This window comes from Desulfothermobacter acidiphilus (assembly GCF_052073645.1).
Classification (GTDB): Bacteria; Bacillota; Desulfotomaculia; order Desulfotomaculales; family Ammonificaceae; genus Desulfothermobacter; species Desulfothermobacter acidiphilus.
In genome coordinates this window covers 231363-242688 of sequence record NZ_CM125440.1, presented here as the reverse complement: position 1 = coordinate 242688, position 11326 = coordinate 231363, and the positions used below count along the sequence as shown (strand labels likewise).

Here is an 11326-nt window from a genome sequence, read left to right as displayed (position 1 = left end):
CTCATCGCCCCGCATTTTCCTGTATAAGATTGAGGAAGTGGTCAAAGATGAAAGCAGCATCCCGGGGGCCGGGCCCACCTTCAGGATGAAACTGCACGGAGAAAAAGAGCTTGGAACGGTGCTCCAGTCCCTCTACCGTGCCGTCATTGAGACTGATATAAGAAACCTGGAGCTCAGGCGGCAAAGTGTCAGGGTCCACAGCGAAACCATGGTTATGAGAGGTTATGAAGACCTTTCCAGTAGCCAGTTCCTTCACCGGATGATTAACCCCGTGATGCCCAAATTTGAGCTTAAAAGCCCGAGCTCCCATCGCTAGAGCCGCCACTTGATGCCCCAGGCAAATGCCCATCATGGGGACACGGCCCAAGAGCTCGCGAACCGTGGGCGCGGTGGATAGTAACTTAGTGGGATCCCCTGGCCCGTTAGAAAGAAGCACGCCCTGGGGCTCCAACGCCAGAATCTCTCGAGCCGGCGTAGAAGGTGGGAGCACCAGGAGCTCGCAACCCCGCTCCTGCAACTCGCGCAGGATGCTCTGCTTTACCCCAAAGTCCACCACCACCACCCGCGGCCCCTCTCCAGGAATGGTATAAGCAGTAGCGGTGGCCACTTCCTCCACCAGATCCTCTTCGCTCACGCTGGGAGCCGAGCGAGCCTTGGCCACCAGGCTTTCCGGATCGCCGTCCTCCGTTGAAAGCACTCCTCGCATGGCCCCCTGCTCCCGCAAGCGCCGGGTCAAAGCGCGCGTGTCAATCCCCTCAACACCCGGGACACCGTAAGTCTGGAGAAACTCTCCCAGCCGGGAAGTGAGCCGCCAGCTGCAAGGGGTAGGACAGTATTGCCGTGCTACCAGACCCCGAACCCATATGCGATTGGCCTCGCTATCCTCGGGATTAACCCCGTAATTGCCCACCAGGGGGTAAGTAAGCACCACAATCTGGCCGCAATAGGAGGGGTCGGTCAATACCTCCTGATACCCGGTCATCCCCGTGGCGAACACCACCTCCCCCTGCACCTCCCCCCGAGCGCCAAAAGCATAACCGGAAAAAATCGTACCGTCCTCTAACGCTAGCCAAGCCTGCACTTTACCACCCTCACCCAACTAAATTTCTTCTCGCCCCGCACCAGGAAGTTCACGCACTAAGCACCATCTATCCCGCAGCAAGACCCCCACTGGCCACCCTTTGAGCCGCCAACCGGCGAAAGGGGTGTTGCGGCCCTTAGAGGCAAAGTTAGCCGGATCCACCACCTCTTCGCGTTCGGGGTCGATTACCGTCAATTCGGCCGGCTCCCCCTCCGCCAAACTCCCTCCCGGAAGCCCCAGAAGGCGGCGTGGCGCGAGGCTCAACCTCGCAGCCGCCTGAGTTAGACCAATAATTCCTTTATGAACCAACTCGGTAAATATCAGGGGGATAGCCGTCTCCAAACCGGAGATGCCGAACGGGGCCTGGTCGAATTCCGTCTCTTTTTCCTCCCGGGCGTGAGGAGCGTGGTCGGTGGCGACGATCGCAATGGTACCATCAGCCAAAGCCTCCAGCAGGACCTCCACATCGGCCTGCGTGCGTAGAGGCGGATTTACCTTGGCATTGGTATCGTAACCTTGCACCGCTTCCTCAGTTAAGATTAGGTGATGCGGCGTCACTTCCGCCGATACCGAAAGGCCGCGGGAACGGGCTTCGCGCAACAGGCGCACCACGCCAGCCGTGCTCACATGGGCCACATGCAAGTGGCAGCCGGTCAACTCGGCCAGAACGAGGTCGCGCGCTACCGCTATCTCCTCCGCCGCCGCCGGCATCCCCCGCAGCCCGAGCCTCGTTGCCGTGATCCCCTCGTTCATAACCCCTCCCCGGGTAAGTTCGGACTCCTCACAGTGCGATATCACCGGCACCCCAAGCATCTGGGCGTATTCCATAGCCCGGCGCATAAGTTGGGCGTTAGCCAGCCAGTGCCCGTCATCCGAGAAAGCCACCGCTCCAGCACGCCACATTTCCTCCAGCGGAGCCAACTCCTCACCCTGGCTCCCCCGCGAAAGAGCTCCTATCGGCAGGACCCGGCTCCAACCCTCCTCCCGACCACGAGCCGCCACATAGCCCACCACCGCTGCATTATCCGCCACCGGAGAAGTGTTGGGCATGGCCGCCACGGCCACAAACCCTCCCCGCACCGCCGCTCGCACACCTGTGGCAATGGTCTCCTTATGTTCTCCTCCTGGTTCGCGCAAATGCACGTGCACGTCCACGCAGCCCGGAAAGATAAGGCAACCGCTAACGTTAATGACCTGAGCCCCGCGAGGCGAAGCCAGTCCCTTGGAGATGCCCTTGATCCTTCCGTCCTCGACCAGCAGATCTGCTTCCCACACCTTTTCCCCCAGCGGGTCCACCAGCGTACCCGACCGGAAGAGAATAGCTTTCACGCTTCTCTCCTCCCCATCAAGAGATAAAGACAGGCCATCCGCACTGCTACCCCGTTGGTAACCTGGTTCTGGATGGTGGCCTGAGGGAGTTCAGCTACCTCCGCGGCTATTTCCAGGCCCCGATTTACAGGACCGGGATGCATGACCAAGGCATCGGGCTGAGCCAGGCGCAGCCGATCCAGAGTAAGACCATAAAGCCGGGCATATTCACGCGGCCCCGGGATCATAAGCCGCTCAGCAAACCTCTCCCGCTGTAGGCGTAAAACATATACCACATCGGCTCCTACCAAAGCCTCCTCAAGCCGGCTATAAACCTCGGCTCCCAACCTCTCGATGCCGGGAGGAATGAGAGTAGGTGGACCACAAACGCGCACTTTAGCCCCCAGTTTGGTAAAGCCCCATAAATTGGAACGAGCCACGCGGCTGTGCAAGATGTCTCCCACTATGGTCACCGTAAGCCCTTCCAGGTGCCCTTTGCGCTGCTTTACTGTGAAGAGGTCGAGCAAGGCTTGGGTGGGGTGCTCGTGCATCCCGTCTCCCGCATTGATCACCGCCGCACGTAAATGGCGAGCCAGAAGAGCAGGAGCTCCGGCTGAGGGGTGGCGGAGCACCACCACATCCGCCCCTAAAGCTTCTATCGTTAAAGCTGTGTCTAGCAGGCTTTCTCCCTTGATTACGCTGCTGCTGCCAGCAGCCAGCGAAACCGTTTCCGCGCTCAAATATTTGGCTGCCAACTCGAAAGAAAAGCGGGTGCGAGTGCTGGGTTCGTAGAAAAGGTTCACCACTACCCGCCCCCGCAACGTCGGCACCTTCTTTATTGTTCGTTTCAGCACCTCGTGCATAGCTTCGGCCTGTTCGATTATAGCCTCTATCTCCTCCGCACTGAGCTCGGCTAATCCTAAAAGGTCCTTGCCTCTAAGCCACATTTAGCCCTTCACCGTCCCCAGATTAAAGCCTCGGCGGCCGGCCGAGGCGCTTGAACTAAGCAGGCGGGTATCACTTATCCCCCTTGCCGGCCTCGCCGGATCCCTTAAAGAAGCTTCAGTCTTCCTTCAGTCTAATTACCACCCGATCCTCACCGTCCAATTCCTTCACCGACACTGCCACCACCTCCTTGCGCGAGGTAGGCACGTTTTTACCTACGTAATCGGCGCGAATAGGGAGCTCGCGGTGCCCGCGATCGATTAGCACCGCCAGCTGTATGCTGCTCGGCCGTCCCAGATCCATAAGGGCATCCAGCGCTGCACGCACCGTTCTTCCGGTATATAGCACATCGTCCACCAATATAATGCGCTTGCCGGTTACGGGGAAATCGATCTCAGTGCGGTAAACGATGGGCTGATAGCTAAGTTGAGTGAGATCGTCGCGGTATAGCGTTATATCCAGAGCTCCCACCGGCACGCTTTGACCCTCTATTTCGCGGATCAAAGAGGCCAGGCGTCGCGCCAGGGGCACGCCCCGGCGGCGGATGCCCACCAGCGCCAGATTTTCCACCCCCTTATTACGCTCCAGAATCTCGTGCGCCATGCGCGTCAGGATACGGCGCATACCCTCAGCATCCAGAATCTGAGCCTTATCGCGGAGAACCAAATATTCCACCACCTTTGCCGGCACAAAAAAACCTGCTTGCCACCTTCGGGCATGCAGGTATCGCTTCAAGAACTAACGCCATCGCTCGCGCTTTACCTTTTTACCCCTTGCCAGCCTCGCCGGACCAGCTTAAAGGTGGCTCCTTTTCACTTCTTCAATCCTATAAAACCTAAAGCCCACCCGTCAATACAATTTTCCTACCAGTGCGCGTCAAGAGTTAGTAGGTGGTTCGGGAGAAAACTTCTCTTCATGGAGACCTCGCCGCTAGGATAGTCCCGGTACCTGCGCCATTAAGGGATCAAACTACTGAGGCTAGGCCGGCTTAGTTCCCGCAACACATGCTTCACCCATGGAGCTCCGGCAGAGGGTCCTCTCAATGCCGGCAACCCAGCTTTATGCCAACTCCCCGCCTCCTCTATCTTCCGCTTTACCTCCAACCGCACCGCCTGAGCCAAATGTTCTTGCCTGGCCAGCAGTACCGGCCAACGAGAAGTGTGCTTCCCGAGCACCCCGTTGGCTCGAGCAGCCAAACCCCGCGCCATCCTGTCTGCTCCTGCCTCCGTCCAGCTGGCTCCCAACCGCTTCATCCGCCGCGCCACGTTGTGCTGTACCTGCCCCTCTATGGCCCCCAGATGCTCGGCAGCAGAAGAGGTAACTATCCCCGACCAGTTCTCCTTGAGATACTGCCAGAGCTTCTCTATTCTCCTCCTCTTAGCCCCGCGAACTCTCCTCGCTACTCCTCCCATAATCTCTTCTACCTTCTCCCAGTCCCCCAGATAAATGGCCTGCCTGATCCTACTATAGGCCTCCTCATCGTGCCAAAAAGCCTCTATAAGCCGCCGGTTCAAATGGTAAGGATCCAAAACGCGTACCGCCCCGGGGAAGTAATCTACCCCCTGCTTGGCCCACTCCGCCCCGTCGCTCCCAAGGTATATCTCCTTCACCTGGCCCATGTCCCACCGGCTCGCTACCCCAGAGTAAACTTCCTCCCACATCCTCTCCCCTTCGCCTACACCGCTCGTTACCAGCTTGTCCTTTAAAGCCTTCCGGCCACCCCCAATCGCTTCTTTGCCTGTGTAAGCTACGAAGAGTTTGACCTCTTTCCTTTTCTCTTCGCTCCTTTGAAGCCTTACCACCATCCCGTCGGCCTCTATGTAAAGCCTGGAGGTCTTCTCTTTACCTTCGGGTGTCTCTCCCTTCTCAAAAACGGCTTCTCTCCTGGACTCTCCCTCCTGCCTGAGTGCTTCTCCTACTTCCTGCACGGCCTGCCACACCGCCATGGCGCTTATCCCAGGGACAAAATAACCGAGAATTTCCGCTGCCCGCCTGAAGGGTACTTCGCTCCCAAGCTTCACCGCCATCTCCTTCAAACGCGGCGTGCATCTAGACCTCTCCGGCCAGCCCAGAACCTCGTCAAGAAGAAACCTGGCTTCTCCCGTCTTTTTGTTTCTGTAAAGCCGCCTTTTTACTTTGAATTCCCCAAAGCTGCTAACTACGGTTCTTTCCCGGAAGCCTATCACTTTCCAGGTGCGCTTGTCCCGGGCGTCCACGAGCCAGGTGTCTATTTCCTCGAGGGCCCAGGCGAAGATCTTCACGCAAGCTTCTTGAGAGAGCTTGTACACTTCTTCTTCGAGCTTGTAGGAGTCGCGGCATTCGGTAATTAGTTTGCTAACTTTCTCCCCCAGAAGAAGGATTATGTCCACAAGAGGTTGAATGTCTGAGATAGGTTGACTGTGCATGAGACCTCGCTCCTCCTTTCAGTCCATGAAAATTGTCCGTGAGGGGCGAGGTCTCCTCCTTCATGAGTCTCCTCCGTCACCTACTGAAATTGTACGCCCTCATTATATGGTGCATGCGCGCATCAAGGTCCGCTCTCCTTTAGCAGGATAAAACCGCACAACAGCGAAAAAGTATCATAGAGAGGAAAAAATTTCGATTCAGAGTGGGGAGAAAATCAACTTTAGCTTTTAGGGTGGTGCCTTTGAGCGAAGTAGCCGTACGCCATAGGATCCCGGGGCGCATGCGCCTGCACCTTAGCCCGCTGCAGCGAGGTCATGTGTCTCCATCACATCTGAAGAGCTACCTAGAGGAAATCGCTGGGATTAAGCGGGTGGAAACCAACCCCGCCACCGGCAACCTCCTCGTGGTCTACGACTTTCGCCGACTGCGCGAAGTGGAAGTCCTAAAGCGGATCGAAAGCACCCTTCGCACCCTGCCCCCACCGCTGGAAGCAGAAGTAACTCCTAGAGCTCCTCGGCTTCCGTCGCGGGAAGTTTTCCGCTTCGCCCTGGCAACGCTCTTTTTTGGGGGAGTAGCGCTAAAGCGGCTGCTCTCCCCCCGCCCCTCCCGCCCCCGTTCTCCGGTGGTCAACAACCTTTCCGCCATGGTGGGAGTGCTGTCCAATTTTCCCGCGCTCCGCCGCCGCCTGGACCGGCTGGGAGAAGAATGGGGAATCAACATTAACCTGATCCTGTCCCTGTCTTCCGCCGTCCTCCTCGGCCTGCGACAAAGCCTCCCGGGAGCTCTGCTTATGTTCCTTTCTCAGGGTCTCAACCTGGCCGAAAAACTAGTGCTAGAGGATCCCCTGAGGGGCAAAGCAAGCGAAGAAGCTCTTACTCCTTACCCAGAAATTAACCAATATATCGAAAGGACTACCAACCTGGCTCTGGGAGTGGGTACCGCCAACTATCTGTGGCGGCGCGACCTACGTCAGTCCTTGGCCATCATGGCGGCTGTCTCCCCTCGGCCTCTAGCACTGAGCGAAAGCGCTCTGGTCGCCTCAGCCCTGCATCGTCTGGCGGAAAGAGGCATTACTTGCCGACATCGCCATCACTTTTTAAGCCTGCCCCGCGTGGACACCGTGATCTGGTGCCAGAGCGATCTCATCAAAAACGGGCGGCCAGCCATCGAGGAGGTGTTTTCGCTAGACTCCGCCTTTTCTTCGGAAGAGATACTGGCACTGGCCGCCGCTCTGTACCAGAAAGCCTCTCACCCCTTGGGACTCTCCCTGCGCCAAACCCTGGCGGAGAAAAACCGACGATTGCCCAGCGTTGGTCCGGTAGAACGCGTGGGGCAGCACGGCCTAAAGGCCGCCTGGGAAGAATCCCAGGTAATAGTGGGACCCCCTTCTTCGCTGCGCCACCTACACCTGAATGTGGAAGCCGGTAAGTTCCGAGCTCGCCGATACCTACAAACAGGAAGATGGCCTATATACGTGGTAGTTGACGACCGCCTGGTGGGGGTGCTGGCAGTGCGAGAATCCATCTCCGCTCCCATGCTTAAGGCCATTCAAGCCCTTCGGGAGCAAGGTGTTCTGCACCACGTAATCCTATCTTACGGTGCTCTGGAAGAAATCCGGGTGCTGGAAAACGAGACCGGCGTGGATCGAGTATTCCCCGTGACCACTGCAGAAGATAAAAAGCGGATCATCGAACTCTTCCGTTCCCAGGGTTCTCTGGTGCTAGCGGTGGGAAGCGGCGAGGACGATGAACCAGCTCTCCGAGCCGCCGCCGTCGGCGCCGCGTGGGGGCAAAGGGTATCGGGAGCAGACTTGGTGTTGGCCGAGCCCGATCCACAACTATTGCCTCGCCTCTTTTACCTGAGCCGGCTGGTGCAAGCTTTGCACCAGCAAAATTTCCTCCTCACCAAGGCCTTTCACGTCACCGGCTTGGGGTTGGTGCTTAACCGGACCTTCGATCCCTCGCGAGCCATGGAGTGGCAGCACTTGCTACGCCTGCTTTTGCTGGCCAACACCGGCAGATTAAACGCCTATGCCGAGATCATCCTCAACCCCCAGGTTCCACCGCGGAGGGACAACAGGGCCACCACCCGCAAGCCTTCCCCTGAATGGATGAACCAGCCTTTAGCCGATTTGCTGGCCCGGTTGGAGACCGACCCGGAAAAGGGACTGAATCAGAAGGAAGCTCGCCAGCGCCTCCGCATTTACGGGCCGAACTCGCTGTTGGAAGTGCCCCCTCCTTCTTTCTGGCAGCGGATAAAGGAGCAGCTGCAAAATCAAATGGTACAGCTGCTGATGGGCACTTCCATGTTGAATGTACTGCTAGGCAAGCTGCGAGACGCCTTCACCATTATGGCCATCGTCTCCCTAAACGCCTTACTGGGAGCCTTCCAGGAAAGCAAGGCCGACGAAACATTGCGAGCCTTGAGAGAACTAGAGGTTCCCCACACCAGGGTGATAAGAGAAGGGCAGATGCAAGAAATCCCCGCCTCCCAACTTGTACCGGGCGACGTGGTGCTGCTGCGCTCAGGCGACAGGGTACCAGCTGATGCCCGCTTGCTGGATAGCAATCAATTGGAAGTGGACGAGTCCTCTCTGACCGGCGAATCTTTTCCCGCTTCCAAAAGCCACCTGGCCAATGACCGGTCCGGAGCTCTCTTCCTGGGCACCAGTATCACCCGCGGGCGAGGCCGAGCGGTGATCTGTGCCACGGGCATGGCCACCGAAATGGGTCACATTGCTAGTATGCTGGGGTATCGCGAGCTCGGTCCCAGCACTTTCCAGCACAGCCTCAACCAGCTAGGACAGCGCCTGTTGCAGCTTTCCTTGCTGGCCTGCGGTCTAGTGGTAGCGGTGGGGATGTGGCGAGGAGAAGGTCTTATGAATATGGTGCTGACGGGCACCAGCCTGGCCGTAGCCGCCATCCCCGAGGGCTTACCAGCCATCGCTACCATATCCCTGGCAGCAGGAGCCCAGCGCATGGCCCGCAGGGGCGTTATCGTGCGCCACGTGGGGGCGGTGGAAACTTTGGGACGGGTCAATCTAATCTGCACCGATAAAACCGGCACCCTCACCCAGAACCATATGAGCGTCCGCCGCATCTGTGTTGAGGAGTGCCAGTGGACGGTGGACGAAGAGGGCCGCTTGCATGGACCGCAAGACTACTCGAGTTGGGCTGGGCTCACCCTGGCACTCAAAACAGCCGTGCTGTGCAACGAAGCCTGTACGCTCAACAACGGAGAAACGATGGCCAGCGACGATCCCACCGAGGTAGCCCTGCTGGTAGCTGCCACCCGCGCAGGTATAGACCCCATCGAACTCCGACGAGTCTGCCCCGCGCGCCAGACCATTCCCTTCGAGAGCAGCCGACGCTTCATGCTGGTGGTCTGCGAGGATCCAGAAGAGGAGTGCGCTCGAGTGTTCGCCAAGGGAGCTCCGGAAACCATATTGGAGCGCTCGGCCTTCTACTGGGACCGAGATCAGGAGCAACCCCTATCCCCGGAGCGTAAAGCCTTCTTCTTGCAACAGGTGCAGACCATGGCCGCCTCATCCCTCCGGGTGCTAGCCGTGGCTTACAAGCGCTGCTCCTTTCCCATACCCACCTCCAGCAAAGCCCAGCTAGAGGAGTTCCTGAGCAACCAGCTGGTCTTCGTGGGGCTCATAGGCATGTACGACCCGCCGCGGCCGGAAGCGCGAGTCGTGCTGGATAAATGTCGCCGGGCTGGGATAGAAGTGAAGATGATCACCGGCGACCACCCCAACACCGCCCGGGCCATCGCCACCGAAATCGGGTTGCTCCGCCCCGGCGAGCGAGTGATTACCGGCCAGGAGCTAGACGAACTTTCCGAGGAAGAGCTGGCTCAGGTAGCAGCCACCGCTCGCATATTCGCCCAGGTATTGCCCTGGCACAAATACGAGCTGGTGCGCGTTTTTCGAAAGATGGGCTATGTAGTGGCCATGACCGGTGACGGGGTAAACGACGCCCCCGCCGTCAAGGCAGCCGACGTGGGCATAGCCATGGGAAAAAATGGCGCCGATGTGACCCGGGAAGCCGCCAGCTTGATCATTACCGATGACAATTTGGCTACCATCGTAGCAGGCATCGAGGAAGGGAGAGCCACCCTGTGCAACGTGCGCCGCAGTCTCCTCTACTTGCTAGGAACCAACCTGGGAGAGATAATCCTCATGCTGGGAGCCTCCCTGCGAGGCCTACCGCTGCCGCTATTGCCCCTGCAATTGCTCTGGATTAACCTCCTGGGAGACGGCCTACCAGCTTTGGCCTTAGGGATTATTCCTCCCTCTCCAGACGTGATGGAAGGGCCCCCGGAAGGCCAGAAATCCATGCTGGACCGGGACTTCTACCGGCGCACCCTGAGGTCCGGGTTGGCCAGCGGTCTGACCTCGCTTTACATCTTCCAGCGGGCGCTGCGAAACAGCCACTTGGATCACGCCCGCACCATTGCCCTCACCGCACTGACCGGGCAGCAGATCCTTTACGCCTTCGCTCACTGTCCACCCCACCAACTCTCCCGCTTCATGATCTTCGCCGGGCTGCTCTCGACAGGGCTTATGGGTTTAACCATCGCCTGGCCCTGGGCTCGAAGTGTGCTGCACACCACCGTCCCCCCCGCGCGCGAACTCGCAGCTACCTTGCCGGTGGCCTGTCTCCCCCCGCTACTGGAAAAAGCCCTGGGGAAAACCCTTTAAAAGCAGCGGAGGGAGGGAGCTCATCTCCCTTCCTCCGCGCCAGTAAGTAAAAAGCCGGGTTGTCCTCCCCGGCTGGTTAGCCTGGTAATAAGCTGGTGATAAAGAGGAAACTAAGCTATGCCCAGCTGCGTAGCGGAATCGAAGCGCTGGGCATCACAAAGCAACCATATCTGATCGGCTATCTGACGGCAGATTTCCCGCTGCAAATAACGCTGACAATTGAGCTGATAGCCGGCGATCATCTTGCTAATGCTCTGAAGGAAACCTTCCCTCTCACGCTGAGGCATAAGGTAGAAATGATTGGTAACCGCCTCGCCCAAACCCATCTTTTTACCCATGCAGCCCAGGCTTCCCCAGGTGGCGAGGGTATCACTCCAAACCGCCTGGCAGGCCTGGCTCAGCAATACGGCCAACAAATGGGTGGCGCGGCGTTCAGCCAAATCCCCAGCTCCGCTGTCGGTAGCCACTGTGGGTAACCCTGGGATCGTGAGGGACACCCTCCAAGGACAACGATGAAAGAGTGCTAACGCCTCTATTTCTTGCTCGATCTCTCGCAACAAGCGCTGCAAATCTTCCGTAGGGAACAACGCCTGGGGTAAATCACACCACCGAACCTCTCCCGACCACACTTTCTCCGCCCACTCGCGCGCCCCCTCCCGCTGCACGAAGGCCTCTACCCGCGAACCCACCATCCCTTGACAGACGTCCACCATCCAGGCAGCCAACGCCTCCAGGCCGCCATTCGACTGCACCCGCGCGGCCAACGCTCCCAACACAGCCATGAAACTCCCCCCTTTCTTCCTTGTAATTCTATTCTAGACACTAGGATTTAAGTTACCGTTAAACTTGCTTTAAATTGACGTTAAAATGCTTTTACACCA

General features: G+C 58.3%; 7 protein-coding genes. 1 reads left to right on the top strand and 6 read right to left on the bottom strand.

Going from position 1 to position 11326, the window contains the following annotated elements:
- Position 1: 1 nt before the first annotated feature.
- From carA to ACTLLP_RS01290, 5 genes are all read right to left on the bottom strand, one after another.
- Positions 2 to 1081 (bottom strand): glutamine-hydrolyzing carbamoyl-phosphate synthase small subunit, encoded by a 1080-nt coding sequence (gene carA / locus ACTLLP_RS01310; RefSeq protein ID WP_441060009.1) that lies wholly within the window; start codon positions 1079 to 1081, stop codon positions 2 to 4.
- An 18-nt stretch (positions 1082 to 1099) separates the two neighbouring features.
- On the bottom strand, positions 1100 to 2410 hold the full coding sequence (locus ACTLLP_RS01305) for a dihydroorotase (RefSeq protein ID WP_441060007.1): 1311 nt from the start codon (positions 2408 to 2410) through the stop codon (positions 1100 to 1102).
- The gene (locus ACTLLP_RS01300) at positions 2407 to 3336 is read right to left on the bottom strand and encodes an aspartate carbamoyltransferase catalytic subunit (protein ID WP_441060005.1); all 930 of its coding nucleotides are present in this window, start codon (positions 3334 to 3336) and stop codon (positions 2407 to 2409) included. The genes ACTLLP_RS01305 and ACTLLP_RS01300 overlap by 4 nt, the downstream gene beginning before the upstream one ends.
- Positions 3337 to 3451: 115 nt before the next feature.
- Positions 3452 to 4000: a bifunctional pyr operon transcriptional regulator/uracil phosphoribosyltransferase PyrR gene (gene pyrR / locus ACTLLP_RS01295; protein ID WP_441061550.1), complete on the bottom strand. Its 549-nt coding sequence runs from the start codon at positions 3998 to 4000 to the stop codon at positions 3452 to 3454.
- Positions 4001 to 4290: 290 nt separating this feature from the next.
- Positions 4291 to 5739, bottom strand: a complete 1449-nt coding sequence (locus ACTLLP_RS01290) for an ISLre2 family transposase (protein ID WP_441060003.1) — start codon at positions 5737 to 5739, stop codon at positions 4291 to 4293.
- Between the two features lie 242 nt (positions 5740 to 5981).
- Between ACTLLP_RS01290 and ACTLLP_RS01285 the strand changes: the two genes are divergently transcribed.
- Complete coding sequence (locus tag ACTLLP_RS01285; protein WP_441060001.1) at positions 5982 to 10445, top strand: cation-translocating P-type ATPase; 4464 nt, start codon at positions 5982 to 5984, stop codon at positions 10443 to 10445.
- Positions 10446 to 10555: 110 nt separating this feature from the next.
- On the opposite strand, the gene ACTLLP_RS01280 is transcribed toward ACTLLP_RS01285, so the two are convergent.
- On the bottom strand, positions 10556 to 11227 hold the full coding sequence (locus ACTLLP_RS01280) for a hypothetical protein (RefSeq protein ID WP_441059999.1): 672 nt from the start codon (positions 11225 to 11227) through the stop codon (positions 10556 to 10558).
- Positions 11228 to 11326 lie beyond the last annotated feature (99 nt).

Excerpts from the sequence above, each read along its gene's own strand:
- ACTLLP_RS01280 (WP_441059999.1), bottom strand. The coding sequence starts at position 11,227 with ATGGCTGTGTTGGGAGCGTTGGCCGCGCGGGTGCAGTCGAATGGCGGC.
- ACTLLP_RS01290 (WP_441060003.1), bottom strand. The coding sequence starts at position 5,739 with ATGCACAGTCAACCTATCTCAGACATTCAACCTCTTGTGGACATAATC.
- ACTLLP_RS01300 (WP_441060005.1), bottom strand. The coding sequence starts at position 3,336 with ATGTGGCTTAGAGGCAAGGACCTTTTAGGATTAGCCGAGCTCAGTGCG.